Source organism: Mucilaginibacter sp. Mucisp73, assembly GCF_059491465.1.
Map to the genome: position 1 here is coordinate 275,395 of NZ_CP168507.1, position 26,733 is coordinate 302,127.

27 protein-coding genes are annotated in these 26,733 nt (G+C 42.9%); 15 read left to right on the forward strand and 12 right to left on the reverse strand.

The window, feature by feature from the left end:
• Positions 1-45: 45 nt before the first annotated feature.
• From ACEN82_RS01110 to ACEN82_RS01130, 5 genes are all read right to left on the reverse strand, one after another.
• Positions 46-1,011, reverse strand: coding sequence for a Gfo/Idh/MocA family protein (locus tag ACEN82_RS01110; protein ID WP_495644059.1), 966 nt, complete (start codon positions 1,009-1,011; stop codon positions 46-48).
• Between the two features lie 266 nt (positions 1,012-1,277).
• A complete protein-coding gene (locus ACEN82_RS01115) occupies positions 1,278-2,351 on the reverse strand; it encodes a DUF4148 domain-containing protein (protein WP_413319440.1) in 1,074 nt (357 codons plus the stop codon).
• A 120-nt stretch (positions 2,352-2,471) separates the two neighbouring features.
• Positions 2,472-3,362 carry a class I SAM-dependent methyltransferase gene (locus tag ACEN82_RS01120; protein ID WP_413319438.1) on the reverse strand — a complete coding sequence of 297 codons (891 nt, stop codon included), beginning with the start codon at positions 3,360-3,362 and terminating at the stop codon, positions 2,472-2,474.
• A 132-nt stretch (positions 3,363-3,494) separates the two neighbouring features.
• The gene (locus tag ACEN82_RS01125; protein ID WP_373612606.1) at positions 3,495-4,247 is read right to left on the reverse strand and encodes an ABC transporter ATP-binding protein; all 753 of its coding nucleotides are present in this window, start codon (positions 4,245-4,247) and stop codon (positions 3,495-3,497) included.
• Positions 4,244-4,975 carry an MlaE family ABC transporter permease gene (locus tag ACEN82_RS01130; RefSeq protein ID WP_090529338.1) on the reverse strand — a complete coding sequence of 244 codons (732 nt, stop codon included), beginning with the start codon at positions 4,973-4,975 and terminating at the stop codon, positions 4,244-4,246. Before ACEN82_RS01130 ends, ACEN82_RS01125 begins: the two co-directional genes overlap by 4 nt.
• 167 nt (positions 4,976-5,142) lie before the next feature.
• Here ACEN82_RS01130 and ACEN82_RS01135 point away from each other — a divergent pair, with 167 nt between their 5' ends.
• From ACEN82_RS01135 to ACEN82_RS01150, 4 genes are all read left to right on the forward strand, one after another.
• The gene (locus tag ACEN82_RS01135) at positions 5,143-5,847 is read left to right on the forward strand and encodes an SDR family oxidoreductase (protein WP_176627918.1); all 705 of its coding nucleotides are present in this window, start codon (positions 5,143-5,145) and stop codon (positions 5,845-5,847) included.
• 33 nt (positions 5,848-5,880) lie between these two features.
• On the forward strand, positions 5,881-6,480 hold the full coding sequence (locus tag ACEN82_RS01140; RefSeq protein ID WP_413319435.1) for a PspC domain-containing protein: 600 nt from the start codon (positions 5,881-5,883) through the stop codon (positions 6,478-6,480).
• 4 nt (positions 6,481-6,484) lie between these two features.
• Positions 6,485-7,468, forward strand: coding sequence for a toast rack family protein (locus ACEN82_RS01145; RefSeq protein WP_413319433.1), 984 nt, complete (start codon positions 6,485-6,487; stop codon positions 7,466-7,468).
• 210 nt (positions 7,469-7,678) lie between these two features.
• A complete protein-coding gene (locus ACEN82_RS01150) occupies positions 7,679-8,362 on the forward strand; it encodes a carboxypeptidase-like regulatory domain-containing protein (protein WP_413319431.1) in 684 nt (227 codons plus the stop codon).
• A 68-nt stretch (positions 8,363-8,430) separates the two neighbouring features.
• On the opposite strand, the gene ACEN82_RS01155 is transcribed toward ACEN82_RS01150, so the two are convergent.
• Together ACEN82_RS01155 and ACEN82_RS01160 are read right to left on the reverse strand one after the other, a co-directional pair.
• On the reverse strand, positions 8,431-9,054 hold the full coding sequence (locus ACEN82_RS01155; protein WP_413319429.1) for an NUDIX hydrolase: 624 nt from the start codon (positions 9,052-9,054) through the stop codon (positions 8,431-8,433).
• Positions 9,055-9,225: 171 nt separating this feature from the next.
• The gene (locus ACEN82_RS01160; protein WP_413319427.1) at positions 9,226-9,972 is read right to left on the reverse strand and encodes a hypothetical protein; all 747 of its coding nucleotides are present in this window, start codon (positions 9,970-9,972) and stop codon (positions 9,226-9,228) included.
• Positions 9,973-10,102: 130 nt separating this feature from the next.
• Between ACEN82_RS01160 and ACEN82_RS01165 the strand changes: the two genes are divergently transcribed.
• Complete coding sequence (locus ACEN82_RS01165) at positions 10,103-11,362, forward strand: prephenate dehydrogenase (protein WP_091165348.1); 1,260 nt, start codon at positions 10,103-10,105, stop codon at positions 11,360-11,362.
• A gap of 273 nt (positions 11,363-11,635) precedes the next feature.
• Here ACEN82_RS01165 and ACEN82_RS01170 read toward each other — a convergent pair whose 3' ends face one another.
• Both ACEN82_RS01170 and ACEN82_RS01175 read right to left on the reverse strand, forming a co-directional pair.
• The gene (locus ACEN82_RS01170) at positions 11,636-12,046 is read right to left on the reverse strand and encodes a hypothetical protein (protein ID WP_413319425.1); all 411 of its coding nucleotides are present in this window, start codon (positions 12,044-12,046) and stop codon (positions 11,636-11,638) included.
• A gap of 27 nt (positions 12,047-12,073) precedes the next feature.
• Complete coding sequence (locus ACEN82_RS01175) at positions 12,074-12,631, reverse strand: hypothetical protein (RefSeq protein WP_413319423.1); 558 nt, start codon at positions 12,629-12,631, stop codon at positions 12,074-12,076.
• 333 nt (positions 12,632-12,964) lie between these two features.
• Between ACEN82_RS01175 and ACEN82_RS01180 the strand changes: the two genes are divergently transcribed.
• Positions 12,965-14,239 carry an IPT/TIG domain-containing protein gene (locus ACEN82_RS01180; RefSeq protein ID WP_413319421.1) on the forward strand — a complete coding sequence of 425 codons (1,275 nt, stop codon included), beginning with the start codon at positions 12,965-12,967 and terminating at the stop codon, positions 14,237-14,239.
• A 90-nt stretch (positions 14,240-14,329) separates the two neighbouring features.
• A complete protein-coding gene (locus ACEN82_RS01185; RefSeq protein WP_413319419.1) occupies positions 14,330-15,124 on the forward strand; it encodes an ATP-grasp domain-containing protein in 795 nt (264 codons plus the stop codon).
• 98 nt (positions 15,125-15,222) lie between these two features.
• Here ACEN82_RS01185 and ACEN82_RS01190 read toward each other — a convergent pair whose 3' ends face one another.
• Both ACEN82_RS01190 and ACEN82_RS01195 read right to left on the reverse strand, forming a co-directional pair.
• Positions 15,223-15,690, reverse strand: a complete 468-nt coding sequence (locus tag ACEN82_RS01190; protein WP_112653523.1) for an SRPBCC family protein — start codon at positions 15,688-15,690, stop codon at positions 15,223-15,225.
• A 446-nt stretch (positions 15,691-16,136) separates the two neighbouring features.
• Positions 16,137-16,859, reverse strand: a complete 723-nt coding sequence (locus ACEN82_RS01195; RefSeq protein WP_495644060.1) for a hypothetical protein — start codon at positions 16,857-16,859, stop codon at positions 16,137-16,139.
• A gap of 195 nt (positions 16,860-17,054) precedes the next feature.
• Between ACEN82_RS01195 and ACEN82_RS01200 the strand changes: the two genes are divergently transcribed.
• The 3 genes from ACEN82_RS01200 (at position 17,055) to ACEN82_RS01210 (ending at position 19,676) form a co-directional block, all read left to right on the forward strand.
• Entirely contained in the window at positions 17,055-17,510 is a 456-nt protein-coding gene (locus ACEN82_RS01200; RefSeq protein WP_413319415.1) for a winged helix-turn-helix transcriptional regulator, read from the forward strand.
• Between the two features lie 364 nt (positions 17,511-17,874).
• Entirely contained in the window at positions 17,875-19,053 is a 1,179-nt protein-coding gene (locus ACEN82_RS01205) for a hypothetical protein (RefSeq protein WP_413319413.1), read from the forward strand.
• Positions 19,054-19,256: 203 nt separating this feature from the next.
• Complete coding sequence (locus ACEN82_RS01210; RefSeq protein ID WP_413319411.1) at positions 19,257-19,676, forward strand: OsmC family protein; 420 nt, start codon at positions 19,257-19,259, stop codon at positions 19,674-19,676.
• A 493-nt stretch (positions 19,677-20,169) separates the two neighbouring features.
• Here the strand turns inward: ACEN82_RS01210 and ACEN82_RS01215 are convergent, their stop codons facing one another.
• Complete coding sequence (locus ACEN82_RS01215; RefSeq protein WP_413323217.1) at positions 20,170-21,210, reverse strand: IS110 family RNA-guided transposase; 1,041 nt, start codon at positions 21,208-21,210, stop codon at positions 20,170-20,172.
• Between the two features lie 538 nt (positions 21,211-21,748).
• Here ACEN82_RS01215 and ACEN82_RS01220 point away from each other — a divergent pair.
• The 5 genes from ACEN82_RS01220 to rplC all read left to right on the forward strand — a co-directional run bounded on the left by ACEN82_RS01220 (position 21,749) and on the right by rplC (position 26,732).
• Positions 21,749-23,461 (forward strand): hypothetical protein, encoded by a 1,713-nt coding sequence (locus ACEN82_RS01220; protein WP_413321950.1) that lies wholly within the window; start codon positions 21,749-21,751, stop codon positions 23,459-23,461.
• 116 nt (positions 23,462-23,577) lie between these two features.
• Positions 23,578-25,041 (forward strand): hypothetical protein, encoded by a 1,464-nt coding sequence (locus ACEN82_RS01225; RefSeq protein ID WP_413321949.1) that lies wholly within the window; start codon positions 23,578-23,580, stop codon positions 25,039-25,041.
• A 161-nt stretch (positions 25,042-25,202) separates the two neighbouring features.
• The gene (locus ACEN82_RS01230) at positions 25,203-25,433 is read left to right on the forward strand and encodes a hypothetical protein (RefSeq protein WP_091165371.1); all 231 of its coding nucleotides are present in this window, start codon (positions 25,203-25,205) and stop codon (positions 25,431-25,433) included.
• A complete protein-coding gene (locus ACEN82_RS01235) occupies positions 25,423-25,746 on the forward strand; it encodes a type II toxin-antitoxin system RelE/ParE family toxin (protein ID WP_413321948.1) in 324 nt (107 codons plus the stop codon). The genes ACEN82_RS01230 and ACEN82_RS01235 overlap by 11 nt, the downstream gene beginning before the upstream one ends.
• Positions 25,747-26,114: 368 nt before the next feature.
• Positions 26,115-26,732 (forward strand): 50S ribosomal protein L3, encoded by a 618-nt coding sequence (rplC, locus tag ACEN82_RS01240; RefSeq protein ID WP_413321947.1) that lies wholly within the window; start codon positions 26,115-26,117, stop codon positions 26,730-26,732.
• Position 26,733: the final 1 nt, after the last annotated feature.

Below are 26,733 nucleotides of genomic sequence, written 5' to 3' on the forward strand. Positions count from 1 at the left end.
CAGGCTATCGCACAAAACTTGCGCCAGCAAAGTTTATTATAGATTCTACTTTTCCACCGGATACTTTAACCCTATTTGCTCCCTTGCCTGATCTATCATGGCAATCATCTGCCTGGATAGATCATGAGGCAGTACCAAGCTTTCGGTTTTGCCTTGTTTTATAAGTTCACAAAAATGGATGATTTCATAATTAAGCCCTCCGCCAGCAAATGGTTCATCCAGTTCTATCGTGCGGCCATCAAGATAACTAATAGTGGCCTTTGCCGGGTTCCACCAGTTTTTGTGGATGGTGATGTGTCCTAATGTTCCTACTATCAGTGCATCTCCTTTGCCATGCATATCAAAACCACAATACAATTGCGCGTACCCATTTTGATGCAGGGTCTGGAATATAGCAAACATATCAATCCCGGTTTCACCAAACCTGCCCATGGTTTGGATGTCCTGCATGGGGCCGAGCCAGTCGAGTGCCAAAAAGGCTTCGTAAATGGCAATCCCCATGAGGCTACCACCGACAAGTTCAAGATTGTAATTTGGATGATCGGGCGGACAATCGGCCACGGCCGATCCGGCGCGTATATAGCCAACAGGACCTATAGGGTCATCAGCAATATATTCTTTTAATTTACTGTATAAAGGGTAGAAGGGCGGTTTCATTCCTTCCATAAAAAGCAAGCCGGTATGTTTGGCAACGGCAAGTACATTATCCAACTCGGCAAGGTTTACGGTAACCGGTTTTTCGCAAAGCACATGTTTACCTGCTTTAAGCGCGGCAATGCTATAGGCGGCATGGCTGTCGGGCAAGGTAGCTATATAAACAGCGTCAATATCGCTCGCAAGCAATTCGTCAATACTTCGGCAAGCAATACCGCCATATTGCGCAACAAAAGCGTCAACAGTTTCAGGCCTGCGCGAATAGGATGCTGCAAGTTCAACGCCATCAACAACTGCGAAACCCTGCATAAATCTGTGTGCAATACGCCCGCATCCAATAATGCCCCATTTTATCATAAGTATCTCTGTTGAGTTCATTTACGATCGTCATTGCGAGGAACGAAGACAACCGACCGAAGGGAGCTCATTAATACCTATAGAAAACAAATTATAGTTATTAATAATCCCCTCCTGGCAGAGCCGCCCTGTATAGTTCGCGATTGCTTCGTTCCTCGCAATGACGCCTTTTTGCTTGTCGTCGAAAATATAGCTTTAAAAACAAAAGTCCTGAGAAAATAACGTTTTATTACCTACTCAGGACTTTCCGGCTTAAGACTTCCGACTTATTGATACTGGATATAAATCGGGTATGGTTTGTATCTTGATAAAACCTCCTCAGGAGTTAACATGTGGTGAGGCGGTTTTTTGATATCGTTTTTATAGAACAATTTAAAGCCTGTAAATTGTACCGGCTCCTGGTTAATAAAGTAGCGGTAAGTGCCGGTTTTCAGATCAGGTTCGCCCCAGCCATCCATGTTCATTACCAGTTGAATTTCCGGGTGCAATTTGATGCTCTTGTAATTGGTTACCATCTTTTTAGTAAAGCGGTGAACTATCAGGATTTTTGGCGGCAAGCCATTTTTCTTAACAATTTTGGCAAGATAGTCTGATACGTAGTTGATGTCATCGGCATCATAAGTGCCAATCTTTTTACCTGGGTGAGTTCCGTCTTTCATTGAAAATTCAGGGTCCATACCAAAATGTACTTGTGGCAATTCCAGGTATTTTTCAAGTAGTGGTAATTCTGCGCGGATGTTGCTTAAAGCTACCTGTACATCTAAAAATACAATAGCATGGGCTTTTTTAGCCAACACCAATACACTGTCAATTTGTTTAAACGGCATACGGTAACGGAACTTGCCGTCTTTACCGCCATCGCCCTGGGCTACAACGGCAATGTAATGCAACGCAGGTTGAACAGGAGTTTTAGGATCTGCCTTTTCCCAGTGTTTTACTTCGCCTTTTAATTTGGCAAGCATTTCGTTTGGCGGTAATTCGCCCAAAATGCCCATTCTTTTTGAGTATAGGTTACCGTAATAAGCAACTACACGTTTGAATGGTAAAATAGCTCCACCAATTGGATAAGGCGTATTTTTTACTGGCCACCTGCCTGTAGTATCACCATGCGCGTTGAATTTCATCAACGAATCGTACAGTTTTTTATCAATAGGAGGGTAGGTGGATTTTTTAACGCTTAAGGTATCTGCTGTTTCAGCCTGGGCCGAATCACCTTTAACTGCAGCTGCGGTTTTTTTACCGTCGGTTTTGGCATTGCTGCCGTTTTGTGAGCAGCTGTTTAAAAGCAAAGCTGCCGATGCCACAAATGTAGCGGATAGTACAAGCGTTTTTAATTTCATTGTTTTAACTTTCAATATAATGCAGGTGTATGTAAGGCGTGTTTAATTAATTTAATTTCCAGCTACTTATAAAGCAGCAATTGTGTTGGTTTGGTCGCCGCCAAAGATAGATATTGGAAATTAATTACTTTTAATTTTATGAAACTTTCCAAAAACCCCTAAAGGTAGTTTTGACCCGGCTGTGGCCTGCAGGTAAAGCTCGCCAATTTCGAGGTTTTGCACCTGCGGGAACGAGCTTTTAATGAGGTTTTCAACTATTACAGATGAAAATCCAAGGGAGTAAGTATTCAGGATCAGGAAGTGCTCTTCAGGGTCGAGCAGTTGGGTTACATCACACATCATTTCGGTGATATTATCTTCCAGTTTCCATTTTTCGCCGTTTGGCCCATTGCCGTAAGCTGGCGGATCGAGAATGATGCCATTGTATTTTTTACCGCGTTTCAATTCGCGTTTAACAAACTTCAGGGCATCCTCAACAACCCAGCGTATATCTTTAAGTCCTGAAATTTCCTGGTTTTCATTGGCCCAGGTAACTACTTGTTTAATGGAGTCAACGTGAGTGGTATCGGCACCTGCGGCGCGGGCAATTAATGAAGCACCACCGGTATAGGCAAACAGGTTAAGTACTTTAGGATCTGGCGTTTTGAAGCGTTTAACGTTTTGGCTAATGTAATCCCAGTTTACAGCCTGTTCCGGGAAGATACCAACATGTTTAAACGAGGTAAGGCCCAGCCTGAATTTAATGGCGGCTTCCTTGTTTTTATATTCGATATGCCAACGGTCGGGAGTTTTAGGATCTTTTTTCAACCACTCGCCCGATGTTGCCGAACGGCCTTTAAATTTAATATGGTGCAAACGCTGCCACTCTGAAGCGGGCAGGGTTTTGTTCCAAACCGCCTGCGGTTCGGGGCGGATGAGTATGATATTCCCAAAACGTTCCAGCTTTTCAAAGTCGCCGCAATCAATCAGTTCGTAATCTTTCCAGTGCGTTGGGGTAAGTAATTGGATCATTCTTATTCAGTTTGCAGTATGCTGTTGGCAGTTTGCATGCCCCAGTCAATAAATTGGTTGCAAATATAGTTATTATAAAAATACATGCAGATAACTCTGCACACACTGTTTACTGCCACTGAAAACTGCCAATTACAAAGTAGCCTTCGCTGCCCGCATAAACGGACTGGCAAATACAAATTCGTTGAGCTCTTTGTTGTCGGTTTTGGCTATCTCCTTATTCGATCCTTCCCACCATTTTTTACCCTGGTGAAGAAAAATGATGTGATCGCCAATCCCCATTACCGAGTTCATATCGTGGGTTACCACTACGGTAGTAATGCTGTACTCTGCTGTAAGTTCGGCAATCAGTTCATCTATCAGGATAGATGTTACCGGATCAAGGCCCGAGTTAGGTTCGTCAACAAACAAATATTTAGGTTGCATGGAAATGGCGCGGGCAATACCCACACGTTTTTTCATACCTCCTGATAGTTCGGATGGATATAATTTGTTTTTGCCGGCAAGGTTAACCCTTTCGAGACAAAAGTTGGCGCGGTCAAGTTTTTCGCTTTTTGATTGATCGGTGAACAGGTTAAGCGGAAACATAATGTTTTGCTCAACCGTCATGGAGTCAAAAAGGGCCGAGTTCTGAAAAAGCATCCCTATTTGAGTACGGATAGGCACGCGTTGCTCAAAATTCATATTGGTAAAATTCTCACCATCAAAAATCACATCGCCCTTAGTAGGTTCATGCAGCCCAACAATGCATTTAAGCAAGGTGGTTTTACCAGAACCAGACCCACCGATGATCAGGTTGTTTTTTCCGGGATGGAAAATTGCAGTGATGCCCTTCAGTACTTCGTTTTCGCCGAAGGTTTTATATACGTCTTGTATTTCGATCATAGTAACAGGCGTGAAATGATAAGGTCACAAAACAGGATCATGATACAACTCCACACCACCCCGCGTGTTGCAGATTGGCCAACCTCAAGTGATCCGCCGTTAACATAAAAGCCCTGGTATGAACATATGGAGGTAATTACGAAGCCAAACGATATCGCTTTAACGGCGCAAACGGTGACAATAACCGGGTTAAATCCGTCGGTCAGGCCTCTCAAATAATCGTTGGTTGATACATCATTAGATGCCCAGCAGGCAATATAGCCGCCGGTTAATCCTAAACCTACAGAAACAATAACCAGTAAGGGGATCATGGTAACACCGGAAATGATTTTAGGCGATATCAAATAACCAGGGGCGTTTACACCCATAATCTCCAGGGCATCTATCTGTTCGGTAACGCGCATTGTGCCAATTTGCGATGCCATGGCCGAGCCTACACGGCCGGCCAATACCAGTGCCGATATGGTTGGGCTAAACTCCAAGATAGTTGAATCGCGGGTAATACCGCCTACCACTGTTTTGGGGATAAAATCGCTGATAAGCTGGAAAGCCGTTTGGATGGTAGCTACCGCGCCAATAAAAAGCGAAATAATAGCAACAATGCCTAAAGAGCCAATACCCACCGAAACCATTTCACGCATGATCTCGGCCCAGTATACACTGAATTTTTCGGGTTTCCTGAAACTTAAACGCAGTAAGAGTATATATTTTCCTAAGCTATGAAACATGTAGATGCATAAAAAATCGGTTAAAAATACGCTTTTTACCTTTAAGCCTAAATGGTCAGGTGTTAAAACCAGTCATTTAAATTCAATTTTATAAGCGTTTCAATTACTCTGCTTACGTAAATTGCGGGCATAAAGCTTCACTAACTATAAAAATTAATTTAAACAATATGAAAAACGTACTCATCACCGGTTCAACTAAAGGCATGGGCCGCTCAATTGCAATTGCTTTTGCTAATGAAGGATTAAACGTGGCAATTTGTTCGCGGAACGAGCAGGAATTATTGAATTTTAAAGATGAGCTTGAACAATTTGATGCCGGGGTAAAGGTTTTTGCTATGAAGGCCGATGGCAGTAATAAAGCCGAACTGCTGAAATTTGCAGCTGCAGCAGAAGCAGAATTTGGTTTTATTGATGTTGTAGTAAATAACCTGGGCACGTTCATCCCCGCAAGTATATTGGATGATAACGAGGATACCCTTCAGGTACAGATGAATACCAACCTGATGCCGGCCTATGAGTTGTACCGTTATTTTGGTAAAACCATGGCAAAGGCGCATAAAGGCCACTTTTTTAATATATGTTCGGTAGCCGCTATAAACCCGGTGCCACAAGCGGGTAGTTACAGTGTAACAAAGTATGCGTTGTTAGGTCTAACAAGAGTAATGAGGCTCGAGATGCAGGAGCATGGTGTAAAAGTTACCGCCGTAATTCCGGGATCAACGTTAACGGATTCATGGAAAGGCGCGGTGGTTGACCCAAATACCATGGTGCTGCCCGAAGACATAGCATCGGCAATCATCAATATTTACAGGATGAGCCCCGGCGCCAATGTCGACGAAATCATCATCAAACCTGCGCCGGGCCAGTTATGATAAATCAACTTAAAACATAAACGAACATAAATTATGGAAAAGAAACTTCATCGCGATGAACACCGAAAGGTAATAGGCGGTGTTTGCGCGGGCCTTGCCGAGCACTTTGGCACGGATGTGGCAGTTATCAGGGCGATATTTTTGGTAACCCTTATTTTAAAAGGCTTTAGCTTACCTATATATATAGTACTATGGATAGTATTGCCCAAGAAAGGCTTTGACTTTACCCCCGGCGTTGATTACAGGGTACCTCCGCAGGATAACCCGTTTACAGGTGCTCCACAATCAGGGCCATTTTACGACCCGAAATTTGCCGGCCGGCCTTTTAATCCTCCGCCATTTGTAAATCCTCCTAAAAAGCAGGCTTCAACAGTTGGGTTAATATTTGGCGTGGCGATGATCTTTTTGGGGTCGATATTTCTGCTTAACGAGCTTGACCTGATGCCCGACTGGGATTTTGAAAGCCTTTGGCCCGTAATGCTGGTAGGCGCCGGTATTGCCCTGATAATTTCAGGAGTAAAAAAACAGCCATGGGAAAAACAAAACTGGCATGCTAACGAGGTAACAGACGCTCCGGAAGCCGAACCTGCTAAAGACGAAACAGAAACAAAAGATACACCTCCAACTATATAATATTATGAGAAGCGATAAACTTGTTCCGGGCGCGATCCTGGTATTGTTGGGAGTGGTATTCCTGCTGGATAACTTCCACGTAATAAATTTCGACTGGATGAACCTCCTGTATCTATGGCCTATATTTTTAATAATGGGGGGTATCAGCCTGGTATTTGCAGGCAACCGGTCGCCATTAGCAACTATCCTGAAGCTGGCGGTTGTAGTAGGCTGCTTTGCATTGCTGGTATTTGGCAACTTTGGCAAACGCTACCATTTTTGGCCAAATGCATGGACCTTCCACAGCGATGATTATAATAATAATGACGACGACGACAGCGATACTACCAACACCGATCAGGGCGTGGTTAAAATAGGCGGCGATAAAACTTTTAAACAGGAGTATACTGCGGATATTAAACATGCCCGCCTTAACATCAGCGGCGGCGGTACCATATATAATTTAATCGACAGCACTGCCGATTTGTTCAATGCCCAAACGCAGGAACTTTACGGTAAGTATACCTTTAACCATAGTAAGGATGATTCGGTATATGTGCTTAACCTTAATTTGAAAAATAATAAAGGTTTTCATTTTGACTCCGACGACCGCAAAAACAATAAGGCCGACATCAAATTAAACACCAATCCGGTTTGGGATATTGACGTAACTACAGGTGCAACAGATTTAAATTTTGATCTTTCAAAATTTAAAATAAAAAGCTTATCTTTAAAGGGCGGTGCAGCCTCGTTTGATGTTAAGCTTGGAGCCCCTCTTGTCAATACTAATATAGAGGTTTCAACCGGCGCGTCGGAGGTTACTATAAGGGTACCAAAGGGCGCTGCATGCCGTATCACCTCCAATACCGGCCTCTCATCAAACGAGTTTGAGGGCTTTAGTAAAAAGAGTGATAACGACTACGAAACCGATGGCTTTGATGCCGCAAAAAACAGGATCCTGATCCATATGAGTGGTGGGATCTCTGATTTTAAAGTTAACCGATATTAACCTAAATCCTGAGTAAAACGATACCGGGACATAATACAACAATAATGACTTGCCATCCGCTCCATCAATTTGATGGAGCGTTTTTTTTGCACCATATTGTAATGCTGGTTCAGGGTTTTGTCATTTAAGACAAGGGTGGGGTTAAAAAGTGTTAAATTGAAAACCTTTGGTACAAAAAATAAGTTTAATTTACAGCACAAATAATCTACTATGAAATACCGATACCTTGCATTATCCGCATTACTGTTTTTAGCGTGCACCGTAAATGCCCAAACCGTTGTAAAAGGCACTGTTTTTGAGTTTGGTAAAAACAATAAAATGGGGGGTGTTTTTGTGCGCGATAACCAGAACCGGCAGATGACCATTACCGATAGCAAAGGTAATTTCAGTATCCGTACCGAAACAGGGCATACACTTATTTTCAGTTCTCCGGGTTATGTATCGGATACCTTATATGTTACCGATTTTACCAACAAAAAAATAGAATTGGTTGCTCAAACCATAGCTTTAAAGCAGGTTAACATCAACGCCAAACGCGAAACTTTTGATGCTCATAAAGAATATCCCGAGGTATACACCCGGAGTAAAATTTATCCCCTGTCCCCAACCTCATGGTTTAGCAAGGAAGCAAAAGACGCCCGTCGTTTAAAAAAATACTTTAAGCACGAAGAAGAAGAGCGCCATGTAGACGAAGTGTTTACCATGAACTACGTGCAAAGCATTATTCCGTTGCGTGGCCGGGAGCTTGAAAATTTCATGACGCTTTACAGGCCGTCATACGCGTTCATCAAAAGTAACAGTGGTCCGTCGCTGGCGGTTTATATCAATGATTCGTACAAGAAGTATCTGGCACTACCGGCTGATAAACGTACGCTGCCTGATTTGAAAGAGTAGTTTTTTAGTAGCAGCGACAGTTGCAGTAGCAGTTTGGGTTAGATATGAGTTGGCGCAGTTAGCATTAATCAATCTGCCCAAACGCTGATATCGTTAGTAATGATCTTTTGATAGAGGAGTTCGATTTGGCTTTTCAGGATCCGGTCTTCCGATAGTAGGGGCAGATTGTTGATGTCAAAATACTGCACATCCAGCACATCAAAGCCTTTATTAATTTCTGTGGTTATGGCTTTACAGTAGAAAACCATTTTATACACATAAAAAGGCTGTGGCGGGTGCGGGTGCATTTTTTTATCAAATACGGCCAGCAGCCTGTCGGCGGTAACCTGCAGACCGGTTTCCTCCCAAAACTCCTTTACAATGGTTTCCTTAGGTGTATAGCCTATATCGCCCCATCCACCGGGTAACGACCATTTGCCATCCCCGCTTTCGCGGGCCAGCAGGACCTTGTTATCCGGCGAAAGCAGGATGCCACGTAAATCAACTTTGGCAGTAGGGTAATCTCTGGCCTGCGGAAATAACAGGTTGATGGTTGCGGCACCATAACCGCTTACCTCATCAAACATTTGCGTGCTCAGGTGCCGCAGCTCCTGGTAGCGTTCAATGTCATATTCATTTTTGGCATAAAGCAGGCCGGTATCGGCAATGGAGCGTAGTTGGGTTATAAGAGAGAGGAGATTGGTCTTGGGCATAGTAGGTGTTGATATTTTGGCATGGTGAAGCATCTTCTTCGTCCTGTATAGCAGTTATGCAAAGTGAAGAAGATCTTTCGCTATCACTCAAGATGACAAATAAAATCAATAAATGTTCAGTTGTCGATAGAAAATCCGAAATCGAAAATCCCAATTCCGAAATCAAAGAGATTACCCTCTGCCTAACAGTTCGTCAAGCTTATTGCGTTCGGTTTGGAGTTCGCGGGCAAGTTTCTTTTCCTTTTCGTTGGCTTTGGCTTTGAAGGCTTTGTATTCCTCATCAAGCTCTTCGTATAGCTTAATGCGGTATTTGGCTTCGCGGCTGTGTGCGCCTGAGCGGGCTATCACAATAACAGCAACTACACCAAAAACAATAACCAGTCCCCACATTACCAGGTTGTAAGTCGCTTTGGTGAACGGGATCCCCAACAGGCTAATTTCATCGCGCTTGGCATTTGATTCGTTTAGTGCCTGTTCCTTAGTATTAGCGTCTGCTTTAAGCGTCTCGACATTTTTACCCTGTTCGGCAAGTTTAGCCCGGGCCTCTTTAAGCTGGCGGCGCTCGGTGTTCAGGGTATCCTTCATGTTTTTCCACAGGGCGGCAACCAGCGGCTGCTGATAGTGGTATAGTTTGCTGAGCAGGTATTTGTACTGGCCATTAAGGCTTTTATCTTTTTGAAGGGCCGAATCGGCAGCAGCACTGATTTTGGGCAGGGTATAAGCAGATTTAGCCGGTTGTTGCGACGTTACAGCCGGATTTTTAAGCGCTGCCGGGCTCGATCTTACAATGGGCGGAATAGCATTGGGCTTTAAGGCAGCGGCTTTTTTCCTGGTGCTGTCCTGTGCAAAAGTTGCCGCAACACTGCCCGTTATCATCGCTATTAAAACCGTTATCGTAAGTAGTAAATGCTTGTTCATCAAATGTAAAATTAGGTATATGCTATTAACAAAACAGGATGTTTACGGTTTTTATTATATGCACCCTGCGTTTTTGAGGCTAAAATAAGCTTTCGTACGTAATTAACCTACTCATAGTTATATTAGCGGCATGAATATAGGTATTATTGGGTTAGGTGATATGGGCCGCCTTTACGCAAAGGCTTTCGCAAAGGCCGGTTACACCGTTTCGGGCTGCGACCTGCCTGCCAACCGTGAAAAGCTTGAAGAAGAGCTTACGCCCCACGGCATCACCGTAATGGATCACGGCAGCGATGTTGCCCGCATCAACGACCTGATTATCTATTCGGTTGAGGCCGATAGCATGGAGCGTGTGGTTGCAGAGTATGGCCCTTCAACCAAGTACGGCGCTATAGTGGCCGGGCAAACTTCGGTCAAGTCCCCGGAGATTGCCACCTTTGAAAAGCACTTGCCTGCCGATGCCCAGATAGTTACTTTTCATGGCATGCACGGCCCGGGGTTTGAACCCGCCGGGCAAACCCTCATCCTGATCCCCCACCGCTCAACACCCGATGCCTACCAGCGCATGTACGACCTGTTTACGGCCATTGGCAGCAATATAGTTGAAATTGCCGACTATCACGAGCACGACCGCATCGTAGCCGATACCCAGGCCGTTACCCACGTTGGTTTTGAGAGCATGGGCACCGCCTGGAAATCGGCCGGGTTTTTCCCCTGGGAAAACGCTTCATATATTGGGGGGATAGATAATGTGAAGATCCTGACCACCCTCCGCATCTTTAGCTATAAGGCCCACGTTTACGCGGGGTTGGCCATCCTCAACCCGTATGCCCGCCAGCAGGTGAAACGCTATGCCGAATCGGAGTCGGAGTTGTTTAAGTTGATGATCAAGGAAGAGGCCGATGCATTTAAGCAACGCCTTTATCGCGCACGCGATTTTGTTTTTCACGAAAGCCGCAAGCCTATTATGCTTAATGATACCGTGATGAAGGAGTTTTCGCTGTCACAGCATGCCGATCATCAAAAGCCCAACTCGCACCTCAGTATCCTGAGCATGGTTGATGCCTGGTACCACCTCGGCGTTAACCCGTATGATAACCTCATTTGCCAAACCCCGCCTTTCCGCCTGCGCTTGGGTATTGCCGAATACCTGTTTAAGAATGAAGAGCTGCTGGAAGAATCACTGGAAACAGCGCTGTACGATAAAACCATCCGCGGCGACGACCTGGAGTTTCACTCGGCGGTGAGGGAATGGTCGGCTATTATTGGATATGGGGATATGGAGGGTTATAAGAAACACTTTAACGATACGCAGGCATTCTTTAGCCACCGGCTTGAAGAGGGCAAAGCCCAGAGCGCGGAGCTGATCCGCAGGTTGATGATGGAATAGTTTGGTATTAGTGATTAGAGGTTGGAGATTAGAGGTTAGGGATTGATTGGCAGGTGTTCAATTTTTTAAGGTGTGAACACTTGTTGTTTTTTGTAATTTTATTGTTGCTGATAGTCAGCTGTTTATAAAATCCGTAAAATCATCTATTCGCTGTTTTGAACAGGTTGGTATTGATAATCAATGTGTTGTAATTTTGGCTCGTAAAATGTTGAACACCCTGTTTTTGAAAAATTGAACACTGACATTGATTGTAAGCTTTCAGAAAAGCTAAGGTCATTTCAAATATTCTGATATTATATCAAATTGTTGTTCAGAGACTGCGAAAACATCTCTTCTATCTTGGTTTTTGTCATGGAATGCATAGAATATCTCGATGCTTTCCTGATTCAAAATTTTTTTAAGATAGAGCATTTCAAATCTTCGTTTTGATTGATAGATCTCATTATCATTAACCGAAAAGTAATTCAAAGTAAAGAAGTTATCTGCTTTCCATTTTGAGGTACGGTGATATTTAACGAAATAAACTCTTTCAAAGGAAGGATGTTCTAAAATATTGTCGATAACACAATGGTCTGAAATTAAATGGTTTTCGAGGTATATAGAGCAAATCCATGGGCCGCCCATGTTAATGATCTGCTCTATATTCTCTATATTAAATTCTAAGCCACAAAGTTTTTTCTTCATTGTATCAAGGAATATATCAGCAAATGGCTAACTATAAGATTCGAGGAACTCATCTATAGTATCTTCACTATCCATGTTCAGAATAGCATTTGCTAATTTTACTTGCCCTTTAGCTAATGCAATTGCTGTTAATGCTGTTGCTGCTAAATCTAAATCCCAATCTTGGTTCATAGCAAGTTTTGCAAGCTCTGCCAAATCTTCAATAGCTTTCTTATAATTTGGCTTTAATTTATTAGGTAAAAGTGGATTGTCTTTATGCCTTTGTATTTCGATCACCGAAACCAGCCCAAGTATATTATAATCTACAATTTGTTTCTGTTTAGCTATTCTGACCAAATGAGGAACTGAATAATATGAGGCTAAACCAACGTCTCCCTGATGGTGCAGCTCGTTCCATAGTTCTTGATAGATTTGGTTAACAGTTTGTTGATTGTCTGCAAGTTCAAGTTTCTTCAAGGCTATTGAAGCATCATATAATGTTCCTCTGTAACCGCCTTCTAAAGTTGACCATCTTGGGTCGTCAAGTTCCAATGCCAGCTCATCTACTGATTTCTTAGGGAAGAAGTCGCTTAACTTTATTGTCATAAGGTTATTTGTTTCTCAAATATATAATAAACTAATGTTGCTTCTCCCATCGGGATCAGTTATTGATACTCACAATGTTGTCGTATACATAGATCAGCAAGGCCGGTTAAGCTGAAAGCTTAACTTATTTTAGGACGATTTGTACTATCGCTAAACTTCAACCAGTGATGTATTTTGATAATCAACGCGTTACTGGTTGGTGCTTTTAAAGTGGAACACTGACAGGATGGTGTCAGTCTTAATAATTTCAATTATGCGCGACACCTATCTGACTGTCCTTATTTCCGGCGATAAATAGCTACATTTGTTGCCTAAACCAATCATAAATTATATATGCACAATTTTTATCCTGTAAAGGCAATTTTAAACCTCGTTGTTATATCCGTTTTTTCAATTTTGCTCATCTCCTGTTCAAAATCGCAACCCAAGCCACCCATTAATCCCGAAATGCCGGTTACTATAACAGCATTTGCCCCTGTAAAAGGCTTACCCAATACCGTTGTAACTATAACAGGAACAAACTTTAACACTACTATAGCTAACAACACGGTTACGTTTAACGGTGTTGCCGCCAAAATTAATTCGGTAACAGCAACTCAAATTGTAGCAACGGTACCCGCAACGGCAGTCACCGGTAAAATAGAATTACTTAGTAACGGAAAAAAGGCGGCGTCGGCTACAGGTTTTACCGTTACAACAGGATCAATGACTGATTTTGCATCTCTCGGAGCGATAAATATTGATCAAATTAAGTTTGATGGCACAGGACGTATGTTTGGTGCCGACGGTACTAACGTGTATGAAATAAAACCGGGTGCGCAAGAGGTATATTACACTAATACCTCTGTGAGTAATTTCACCGGTTTCGCTGCCGACGTACAGGGCAATTTATACATACCAGTTGCAGGCACGATATTGAAAGTATCGGCTGGAAAAAATGTATCTGTTTTAGCTGGTAGTGCTACCAGTACAGGATTAGCAGAAGGTGATGGAGCCGCTGCAAAATTAGGTTCTCAGTCAAATGATTTGCCTATTGATGCGGCAGGGAATTTGTATTATCTAAGCAGTGGCGGTTGTGTGTTTAAGGTCACTCCCGCAGGAGTTGCTACAATTATTGCAGGTGGTAAAGCCGGGGAGCAGGGATATGTTGACGGGAAAGGAAGTGCTGCGAGTTTTGGTGTTATGACCAGAGGAACTGCCGATCCAGCAGGTAATGTTTATATAGTTGATGCCGATCATTTCCGAATCCGTAAAATTACTCCCGAGGGCGAAGTTAGTACTGTTATAGGTAATGGAGCATTTGGCCTTACCGATGGCGAGGGAACAAATGCACAAATATTCGGTCCTCAATCATTGGTATCAGACGCAGAAGGTAATATATTTTTTAGCGATGCTGATTTTGAAAACCATCTCTACAGGATAAGGATGCTCAATAAATTAGGCCAGGTGATAACCCTTATTTCCGGAAATACAACAAATGGCATTGCTAACGGTGCTCTTGGAACAGCCACTACCAATCGTCCTTTGGGGCTTGCCTTTGATTCTACCGGAAATCTTTATATAGTGAACTCCGGGGTACACAAAATAAGCAAGGTTACCTTTAATTAGGCTGGGGTGAAACGATTGGTTTTATATAGCCGTATGACTCTGCCAGAATGGTGGCCGATCAGTAAATATTCAATAAACAAAAGTAATGCTATGGACAAGATACGCATCCTGGTAATTGGCCTGGAAGAAGCCGAAGTAAATGCACTTAAACAAAGTTTAAATTTTAACTACCTGATGGTGCATTATGACCTGGTACCCCAGGTGAAACTTATTGAGGGGCAGCTATATGTTGAAAGTTCATCTATACCAGGAAAGTATTTGCTCGTTAACAAAGTGATATTTCATGGTATTTACAAGGATGATCTCGATTTCATTACGCTATTGGCCATGTGGAACGGGCCATGTCTGCCTAATGCGCTTGGCATGATGGATCTGCGCCAACGCATCCCCGGCTTGGTAAGGGCCTTGTCGGTATCGAAATTTTCGGGTATCAAACGCGGAATGGTTATCGGCGAGCAGGAATACAATTCAGAAACAGAAGTTGTTGCCAAATGGGGCATATGGCATTGTGGTGAAGATAAAAATAAATTTAACGGCGAATGGACAAGTACAGAAACATCTGTTATTGAAGAATTTATTGATGGCGAAGCTGTACGCATCATGATTGTGGGTGATAAAAACTGGCAGATCAGGCTTACAGGCGACACTTGGCTAAAATCAATCCATAACGAAGGTTCGTGGGAAATGGAGATAGATCAGGAACTATTGCTTGATAGCAAGGCTATAGCCAAACACTTTAATCTCCAAACCGTGGGCGTTGATTACATTATTGGTAAAAACGGCGAAAGGTACCTGCTGGAAGTTAACCATATTCCGAACGTTACAGTTTTTCCTTTTGTAAATAAAGCGTTTATTGAGTATGCTGGTGAGTGGATGGTTTCATAATACAGAAGTAGAAATTTACTCACTGTATAAAAAAATATATCATTGGCTTGCCACATGTGCGAGCCAATGATATGAAAACAGATATACCAAATCACGCATTACTGCGCCGCTGACATTGTTTTGCTTGCCGTAGCTGTATTTATCCAGTTTAGCAACCGCTCCTGGATGTATTGTGTCCATGCCGGTGCGCAGGCGTGATAACATTCAAATTCTGGTACCAGTCCAACGTGGGTGAATACAATTTTTGTCGCATCGCCCTCGGCAGAAATATCAAAGCAAAGTTTGGTGCCGGTCCACTCGGTTTGGTTTTGTGTAAAAGTTAACTTGCTATCGGTAATCAGCCAGGCTATTTTCTTGTTGGGGACCAATTCAACAAGTTTTTGTTTGGTGTAGTGCGCCCCGTCGCCGGCAAAGAATGAAAACTCGTCGCCAGGTTTTTCCGACTCGCCTTCAAATATTTCCGAATGCAAGCCTGACCACCACCCCCGGACATTTTTTAACGCATCAAAAACTTCTTCAGGGCTTTGGTTTACCAATAAGGTTGTTGTGAAATCTGTAGTTGTCATTTTTTTGATCTTTAAGTTGAATAATTCATTATTTAACAGGCCTTGTTAAAATGGGTAACTTTAAAGTTACGTAAATGTATAGGTAACTTTTGAGTTACGCAATTTTTTCTGGAAATTTTTTATTGCTTCATTTTGAGGGCGATGTGTGTTGCGTGTTTTTATCGGGGGGATTGGCACAGACACCCTGGCGGGGCAGCGACAGGCGTGAATGGGGCGTAATAAGCACCCAGGTTAAGCTGAAAGCTCAAACCATTTGCCGGAATAAAAGATCGTGAGTTTTGTGATGATGTAGAATAGCATTCGGGCCACATGCGCCAGCGAGGGGGATCGGGAGCTGGCTATCTTAATTGCGCCTCGTATATGGTAAACATAGCGCGATCAGAAAAAAATCGTTTCAAAAAGGCAAAGCCAGCAGATGCCGGCTTTACGTTATAAAGCGTTAATGCTTAACTCAATTTTATATCACTTAATTCAATGGAAATGAATAGCGGGGCAGGAACCAAAGCGGTATTATCTTCATTCCGCTTGTAAACATGCCTGTTTGTTGGAAACTTTATACCTTGAACTTCTGTATAATCGGCCACATAATGCACGGAAGCCGCATTGTTAAGGATCTCGACATTGTAATCATGTCTCTTGAGAAGGCCTGTTTCATCAATATAGAATACCTGTTCCCTGCCATGAGTAGCAATGTCTTCGGGGAAGGTAACATGCAATCGTCTTAAAACCTCACCATTTTCAGTCCATGGTTCCAGTTCCTTTACCTCATACCCAGGCTCTGCAAGGCAAAATGGCGCATTTAAATAGGTCCACATTGCGTAACCGCTAAAATAAGTTACCTGGAGTTTTGACCAGGGGGTTTCTGTTACATATCCCTTAAAACTGTTTCGCGGAAAATAAAGCTGATCAACCAATAGGTCATTGTCGTCGATGATGGCAACTTTATGTGCTTCAAACGTATTGTGCCAATCTTCTTTTAAGAAAGGATAAAAAGAAACATGTTGCTTTGTTGTGCTTGACAAGACATTAATATCATCCATTATACCCGGTACCTGCTTAAATGCCCAGGTGACACCGCCAATCTTAAGGTGCGCGGATATGTTTTTAAATTTTTTCCAGTTATCTAAGCCGCCATGGGCGTCGATTGTAAATTTCAAGAGGTCGTTCATATATGAGTTATTTGCTTTGTTTGTCTAAAGAAACTAAACGTGTATTTGTAGTTGCTTTTTGCAAGTGTAAATATAGATATATTTACTTGTTATTTGCAAGTGCAAATTTCTTCGTTGATTTTTTTATCGCCCGTTTTATATTTAAATTTGCGCTTGTGATCAGCAAGCGCAATGGTTGTTGACGATTACGACGATATGATAAAAAAGATAAAGAAACGTTCGGCTTGTCCGATCAGCTTCAGCCTTGACTTTCTCGGTGATAAATGGACGCTGCTCATCATCCGGGACATTCTGCTTAACAATAAAAATACCTTTGGAGAGTTCATTCAGTCAGCTGAGGGTATCGCGACCAATGTGTTAACAGATCGGTTAAAAATGCTGGAAAGCGAAGGATTCATTATGAAATACCCGGTTCCCGGTAAGCCGAGGGTGGCCTATTGTCTTACGGAGAGGGGTGTCGGGCTTATCCCGATCATCATGGAAATGGCCCTTTGGGGAGTGTCAGAAAATAATACCGAGATCAAAAAGGAATTGACGGTGGCACTCAAAAACGATAAGGCAGGTGTTATATCGGCATTGGCGACTAAACACCTCGAGATATACGGGCAAAGGAAGGAATCAAGGATAGAACCGGATCTTCCCAGCGCCTAATGATCAAACATCCCGTGCTGAAATTTCAAATTTCCTTGCTCTGACATTGGCAGTTCAGTTTTCATTAAATTAGATGAACCAGGTGCATGCAAGCTGTTTTTAACGGAAGGCCAAAGCCCGAACTCAACGGTGATGACCTGCCGGCCTAAATAATGATCGTGCTTCGGCCCTGTACCTCGTCGTCCAGCTTCGCAGAAGCAAAGTAGTCGATCCTTAGGCTGGCGCAAGCGTGTAAACTTATTTTAGGACGATACAGTGTGTCGCGGCGGCGCTACCGCAAGTGTTTGATAAATCAGAACAATTTTTTGCCCGTAATTTTTCGTTCAGTATATTTAAAACTTATTGATCACAACCTGAACTTTACATGCGCCAGTTCAAAGCCAAGTTTAAGTACATTTTTTTACCCTTTGTTTTTATAGGCCTTTGCACCATAATTATTTATACCTTTTTGCATTGGCTGCTGCTTATCAGGTTTAATGTTTTTACGCTGAAAGATAAAGATGCCGATTTTCTTATCCCCGGTATTGTAGGTTTTGTTTTGCCACAGCTTTTGCTTTTTCCTAAGTTGAGGCAATTAAAGGCATATAAAGCAACCAGTCGTGATCCAATAACTATTTTGATAATGGTAGGCGGTTTTACATTTGCTGTACCAATCTGTATCGCACAAAATTATCTGGAGTCAGCTACCGGTAAGCTAACCCGGCTGGATAGCATAAGCGAGGTACATTATTTGCCGGCGACTAAGTATTATACCGTTAAACAGAAGTATCCTAACAAGCATATGGCCCACTTTAAGGTGATATTTTCTGTTAGTGGTAAAAATAACGTAGATTTTAATATGGATGCTTATGCTGCGGTGCCGGTTTTTGACCGTGTTTTTCCCGATACCAGCAAGATAGCTGCTATGCGGAACAGGGTAAACCCTAAAACACTGGTGATCATCAATGACACGCTGCGCAATATGTTATTTTTAAAAAAATTACCTGCCGACTCGATAATGATGATGCGTTATGTCAATCCTACTATGGTGATGCCTAAATACGGTGAGGCCGGTAAGTACGGCGCGTTAGCGGTTGTAACCCGGAGTTATAAATTTAAGATAAAGCCTATAATCCCCAAAATAGAGCCCGCCGCGTGGTTTGTTTTTAAATACCACAAAACTATCAGCAATAGTTTATCCACGAGTGAAAAGAATTCCTATTTCAGTCAGTTTGCAAAAGATTGCGACACCGCTTTCAAATACAAACCGTTAAACAAATTTATATACCTGGCCCGCTTACCTAATGATGATGAGGTATCCAACTACGAGGCGGCCATAAACTCGCGCGATGATGTTGCTGAAGGAGAGCAAACAATGCTTTCGCCTGTTTACGAGTCGTTTGAAAAACGGAATGGCAATAAGCTTGCATGGATTGGCGGATCATTTACCGTCGGAGCAACGCTGTTTTTACTCCTGCTTGGGTTATTCAGAATTAAAGGTTTGGATAATTTTGAGGAGGGGATGTTTGAAAAATGGGAGAAAGACGTGATAAACAGGCGTTGAGTTTATAGAGCTGAATTTCGACGGAGGTAATGGTTTGTTACCAACCCTGTGATTAGTGAGATAAATTGAACAACAAGCCACTTCAAAACACTTGACAATCCCCTGATAATCCTCTATTCCAATTTTAACCCAGGTTAAAATTTCATGCGATTGACAACGGTACTTTTGTTCTGTCGGAAGACACAACAACAAAAAACAAAATCATGAAACGTACAGCAAATGCACATTGGAACGGTACCTTACAGGATGGTAGGGGCGAGATCACTACTCAAAGCACCGTATTAAATAAAACACAATATTCTTTCAAAACCCGTTTTGCCGAGGGCGTAGGTACCAATCCTGAAGAACTGATTGCAGCGGCCCACGCCGGTTGTTTTACCATGGCGGTTAGCGCAGCATTAACACAGGCCGGTTATACCCCTGGTGATCTGACTACCGATGCCATTCTTGACCTGGATATGCAGGCATTAAGTATAACAGCTATAGCTTTAAACCTGAAAGCCACTGCTATTGACGGCCTTAGTGAGCAACAGTTTAAAGAAATTGCTGAAGGTGCAAAAGCAAATTGTATCATCTCCAAAGCTTTGAATGTGCCTATTTCACTGGATGTAATTTACGCTTAAGTAAATTTTGCTTTGGTATGCTATTCAGAGGACCGGTGAAGCCGGTCCTTTGTTTTTATGATGGATGCTGTCATTTTTTATTACCCTTCACGGGTTACGATTTAAGAATAATATAAATTTCACCGCTACCGCAAGGCAATGTCATTAAGTTATGGAACATTCCCAGAGGGGGAACCGGTTGTAGCAATATATTATACCGAAAACAACCGTGCCAGAGGTACGGAACACCCGAGTTGTGTACCTCCGGCACACTAAAAACACTGTTTATTTGATTTCTACAAGCCTTTTGCACCTCTGGTGCAACCTGTCAATCCCTGTCTTTACATTGAACCTAAACGCGGGCTACAAACGAGGACGCCTGCAGCAGCGATGGGACCAAACTTCCTACCACGTTAGATTCTGTGTTGATATGCAAAAGTTATTTTTTATTTTTGAGTCTTAGGCAGCTTTATGTTAGCCTGTTTAGGGCAGTCCTTCAATTGAAGCGACTGCTCTAACTATTTTCGGATATGTGTGCATTCTGTTGAAGGTAGTGTTTTTCGAATGGTTTGTTGGTTTTGTATATAGTGTATACCATCTCCAATAATTTTCTTTGTACTGCTACAGTAGCTTTCATTTTCACGCTATTTCGGGATACGATCCGGACAAATATAGCTTTATATCTTTCTGAATGTCTTATGGCCGCTAATGCAGGTAAGTGCATGGCTTTTCGTAAATGCTTGTTCCCCCTTTTAGATATCTTGGGTTTGCCCTTAACGGATGAGCCGGATTCTTTTTCCCTGACATCCAGCCCGGCGTAACTGGTCAGCTGCTTTTTACTCCTGATCAGCTCAAAGCCGTTTGTTTCGGCTATGATCACAGTGGCCGTTAATAAGCCGACTCCAGGAATAGTGGTAATGGTAGCCAGTGTTTGTTTTAAATGTTTGTCCTGTGCTACAGCTGTTCTAATCTCAGTAAGTATTTCTTTAAGTTGTTCACCAATCATCTTTATCCTGTCCATCATTCTGCGGATAGTATCTTCCCCCGGAAAAGCTTCGGACTGTTCAGCATGTAGCTGGTTCTTGATCATGGTTCTTTCTGCAATAAGTTGTTCTCTTTCACGGGTTATCTGCCGCAGGGTCCTGAACACCCTTTTGGGTTGTACCCAGTTATCCAGTTTCTTTTCAAGTCCGAACATGGCTATGGCAAAAGACATTGATTTATCGGTAATTGTTTTGATCTCCAGTGTCTTGAAGAAGTTCGAGATCTTGTTGGGCATGACAATACTTACAGCATACCCTTTGCCGGCCAGATAATAAGCAAGGCGCTCGTGGTATACACCTGTGGCCTCCATTACATATCTTAATGGATATTGGGGGATGCTTTGCTTGTTTATCCATACTTCCAGGTTTGCAAATCCTTTTTCATTGTTTGGAAAAATCTTGTTCGCATAAACTGTTATAACTGCCTGCTCATCCATCTTGCCGATAGAAACCACCAGCTCTTTTTGAGCCACATCAATACCTACTACTTGTTTTAATAATCTGCTTGCCATTGATCAAAGTTTTTAACTGTTATAAGTGAAAACCTTTCTTCGTTTTTCCTCCTGTTGGTTATCCTGGATATACTGCCTGGTCGTATTCCTTACATTCTGTTCAAACTCAAAAAAGTAAAGGAGTGAGGCTATATCTAACGCTCAACATGCTCAAGGCTGTTTGGGATTGCTGTGCTCTCACTCTTTTCACTCATAAAATCATTACAATAATATTAGATGTAAACATAGGAGGGATTGCAGCGGAAAACCCACAGCTTGGGCAGGCATTAATGATCGGCCAAGGCGAGGATTTGCAGCGGAAAGCCCGGGTCGCAGGCAACGCCAATATCTGTTTTCATTAGAGGATAGAATATCTTATCCAAACCTGAGCTCCTAAATAAAACTATTTCTCCCTTTCTTCTTAATTTACATTTGTCTGCCTTTAGCTCAACAAAATATACTACCCAACCCAATTCCTCATCCATTCCTCCTCACAATACCTTATATTAGTATAGGTTTTCATACCTGCCAATTATAGTCCTCATTTAAAAAGTCGAACATGAAAAAGGTATCGCTGTTATTTGTGTTCCCTGTGGTGTTGTTCGCTACCTATTTGTTTGCGTTCCAGGGAAAAAAATTTAAAGTATCGGGCAAAATAAAACCGGTAACCCCGGTAATGTGCGGATCGGGTATAGTACAGGATGCAGATACGGCACGGAACGGCAAATTTATACAGCGCTTACCCGGCTGGGGGCATCACAGCTATGCCATTGCTGCCCATAATGACAGCGCCCGGTTTTATTTTAACCAGGGCCTAACCATGTATTACAGCTACCACATGAAGGAGGCATTCGCGTCGTTCAAAGAAGCGTCGCGCTTTGACCCCTCGGCCGCTATGACTTACTGGGGGCAGGCTTTAAGCCTGGGCCCTTACTATAACGCCGGCGGACCTTATGTTGCTCCTGCCGGTTTGCCTGCTGTTTTGAAACAAATGAACGCTGTTGCCGGCAGTGCCCCCGAAAAGGAAAAAGCCTTGATAGCGGCGATGAACCTTCGTTACCCGCAGGGGGGCACCAACGCAAGCGACAATGAAGCTTATGCACAGGATCTGAAGAAACTGATGCAGGCTTACCCAACCGATGCCGACCTTAAGATGCTGTATATCGACGCGGTAATGCTCATTCACCCTTGGGATTTTTGGGCGCCCGACGGTACCGATAAACCCTGGACAGCCGAACTGGTTACCTTGTGTAAAGGCGTTTTAAATACCAATCCGGAGCACCCGGCGGCGCTGCATTATTATATCCATTTAACCGAGGCTTCGCGTAACCCCGGCGCCGCACTGGCCAATGCAGGGGCTTTAAAAAGGTTGTTCCCCGGTATCGGGCATATGGTGCATATGGCCAGTCATGTTTATCAGCGCAATGGTTTGTATTTTCAGGGTGTTGACGTTAATGAAAAAGCAGCAAAATGTATTGTTACTTATGCCGCCCTGGCGCCTAATTTAAAGCTCACAAAAATAAACTCTCATTTTTACGCTGTCGAAACACTTTGTGCCTTTAACGGGGCTATGTACGAGCGGGGGATGGAAGCGGCCCAACGCTGCCGCAATGCGGTAAAACCTTCGGCAGGCGATACTTATTCGCAATACCTGTACATGATGCCCGTATTTACCATGATGCGCCTTGGCAAATGGCACGAACTGCTGAAAGACAGCGTTGGCCCCAATGGCGACTGGGCTTATGCGCAGGTGTTATACCATTTTGCCCGCGGAATGGCATTTCTGTATACGGGCGGGCAGGATTCGGCCGTGGCCCAGCTTGCTTTATTGCGTGGTAGGCTTGATGATGCCTCTTTAAAACAGCGGCATATTCCTTTTAATATCGCGCTGGATGGCGCCACCGTTGCCGAAAATATATTGGATGGTGCTATTTTACTTGGCCGCAATAAGTTTGATGATGGTATGGCGGCATTAAAAAAAGCAGTGCAGACAGAGGATAACATGATTTACTCGGAACCTGCCGAGTGGCCTATCCCGGCAAGGCAGTTCCTGGGGGCCTACCTGCTCAAAACCGATTATAACCCCCAGGCCGAAAAAGTTTTCCGCGAAGACCTGGAACGTAACCCGGGTAACGGCTGGTCGATGCTGGGCATGTACCAAAGTTTAAAGGCGCAAAACCGTACCGAAAAGTTGCCTTATTACAAGGCGGGCTTCACGCGCTCGTTTTCGCATGCTGATGAGGTGCCCGTAAGTTCGGTGGTTATGAATTAGGGCAATGTTCCGGGCGACACGGTGCGGGGCCGGTTTTTGTTGGTTAGCTTTCGGGGAAAAATCTAAATACTTTTGTAGTTTAGGCTCAAATCTAAAAGCCTTAACCCGGAATGTAAGTGAACAGATACCTAACCCAAAGATTTGTTTTATGCGCCCTTTTTATAATCGCAATAATATTAGCGGGGATTCAATTTTTAAGCGACCGGGGCGTATGGCTTGATGAAGCTGTATTAACCCTTAATTTAATACACCGTAATGCTGTTGGTCTGTTCCGTCCTCTTGATTACAATGGGGTTGCGCCTGTGTTGTTCCTGCTTATTCAAAAAGCATTTATATCGCTGGTGCCCAGATCAGATTATGCGCTTAAGGTATTTCCACTTATCTGCTATTTGGCGTTCCTGCCTCTGTTTGCCCGGATACTAAGCAGGCTTTTCAAAAGCATTTACAGCATTATTTTAGGATTGAGCCTGGTTGTTTTTAATCAAACCATAATTTATTACTCAAGCGAGGCCAAGCAGTATATTGTCGATCTTCTGGTAATTACCATATTCTATTATCTGTTGATTGAAGAGAAAGCATTAAAGGGGTTTTACTATAAGCTTTTGGTACTGGGCTTAATCTGCATATATCTCTCCAACATCACACCAATTATCCTGCTTACGGTTGATGTTTACCTGTTTTATAAATCGAGATCGGAAAATAGGCCCCTGGGCAGGCATTTTATAATCACCAATTTATGTTGGGGTGTTTTCTTTGCTTTATATTATTTTGTGTTTATCTACAGCCATCCAACACAACATAAAATGGTTGGTTACTGGTCAAACGCGGGTGCTTTTATGCCCCTTGATTCGTCGTTTTGGGGGTGGATGGCAGGTCGCTTTCACGGGATTTTTTATTTTCTTTTTTACTTCGGGCAACTTATCGGGAGTTGTATTATGGCATTATTCGGCCTGGGTGTCGTACTGTTGGTTAGGTACAGAAGATACGATCTCATGATATTAACATTACTGCCGGTTTGCGTCCATCTTGTTTTATCCGGATTTAAATTATATCCGTTCGAAACCCGCTTATATTTGTACTTAACCCCTGGCCTGGTCATTACGTGCGTATTCAGTTATGAGTTTTTAGTCACCGGGCTATCTCATTTGAGATTTGGAAAAGTTATCGGTTTTATCTTTTTACTGCTTCCGGCATTAATGGCCAGGGTTGTATTTATACATCAGCCACCGTACACGCAGCATGATGATATTAAAAGGGGGATTGAAGCCATCAATAAAAAATTTGAAAAAGGCGATGCCCTTTATACCGGCAACTTAACAGGCTTACCGGTAAAATACTATAAAGATTTAGGTGTTATAGATGGGCGGCTTGATGTAATCTATAGGGATGGCCTTTTAAATACGCGTCCTTATGCCGTTAAGCGTTTGTGGGTACTTACATATTCCGTTGAAGATCAACCCCAGGAACTTTCTGAACTATTGAAAAGCAGGCAATTAATAAAAAAAGACAGTTTTGAAACCCGCGGCGGTGTACACTTTAGCTTGTTTGCGCAAGGTAATGCACTTGTTCAAAAAAAATAGTTGCGATAAAATAGAACTGAATTACTGTAAATCGCGAGTATACCACGCTTTTGCCGGCGTTGCATGCCCGCGCCGGATGGGGGCTTTCCATGGCCAGGCCTGCATTGGGAGCGTTATGTCATTGCTGTTCAATTGTTATTATAAATGTTTAAATTTGTTATATGACAACGTTAACAATTGAAATACCCGAAAAGGCAGGGAAAACGCTGGCCGACCTTGTTGAGCAGTTAGGAGGGAAGGTTATTTCTATAAAGAAAGACAAAGAGACAAAAGGCGAGAAGAAGAAAAAACAGGTATTAGACGATCTGGAAGAGTCAGTAAAGTTTGTCAGGTTGCATCAGCAGGGTAAAGTTGAAGCAAAAACGATACAAGAATTACTTAATGAGCTTTAAGATTCTGCCAACCCCGGCGTTTGTCCGTGAACTTAAGAAGCTTTCTAAAAAGTACATTTCTTTAAAGAAGGATTTAACAGTTTTAATTGCCGAATTAGTTGAAAATCCGAAATCAGGAACTCCTTTAGGAAATACCTGTTATAAAATTCGGATGGCTATTACTTCAAAAAATAAGGGAAAATCGGCCGGTGCAAGAATAATTACCTATGTTCAGGTTGTTAATGGAACGGTTTACTTATTATCTATCTATGATAAATCTGATCTGGATAATATAAGTGATAGTGAGTTAATAAGCCGCATAAAAGATCTGTGATTTTTAGGCTGACATGCTAATTCTTTGCTTAAGGGTCCATGGTCGGCATGCTGTCAGCAAATAGCCCCTCAATCCCCCCAATCTTTAAAAATTTCCCCGGCCCATCTTCAGTTTTACGCCGTCAACCGGGTGATGTTGTAACATACCTCCCAAAATGGCTGTGAAAAGTGAAAAAATCAAACCGGCTAATGCTTAGCCAAATACCTTTCAAACATATGTTAAAACGCGGACGCAAAAATTATAAAAAAATAACTTACTAACTATTTGATAATTAATACAAAGTTTCTATCTTTGCCGTCCCTTTCGGGGGAGAAATATGCCTTGAACGAAGCCCTACTGCTTCGATGGGCACAAAAACAATTAAAAAAATGTCAGGAATTATTGGTAAAAAAGTAGGAATGACCAGCATTTTCGACGAAACAGGGAAAAACATTCCCTGCACAGTAATCGAAGCTGGCCCTTGCGTGGTAACACAAGTTAAGTCTGTGGATACAGACGGGTACGCTGCTGTTCAGTTAGCGTATGGCGACAAAAAGGAAAAAAACACTTCTGCCCCTCTAAAAGGACACTTCCAGAAAGCCGGTAGCGATCCAAAGCGTAAACTGGTTGAATTCAAAACTTTCGAAGATCAAAAAGCATTAGGCGACACCGTTACTGTCGACATTTTTGCTGCGGGAGATTTTGTTGACGTGGTAGGTACCTCAAAAGGTAAGGGTTTTCAGGGTGTGGTAAAACGTCATGGTTTTGGCGGCGTGGGTATGCAAACTCACGGTCAGCACAACCGTTTACGTGCGCCAGGTTCTTTGGGTGCGTCATCATGGCCATCACGTGTATTTAAAGGTATGCGCATGGCAGGTCAAACCGGAAACGCCCGTGTTAAAATACAAAACCTTGAAGTAGTTAAGGTTTTCGCGGAGCAGAATCTGTTAGTAGTTAAAGGTTCCATCCCCGGAGCTAAGGGTTCATTCGTAATAGTGGATAAATAAG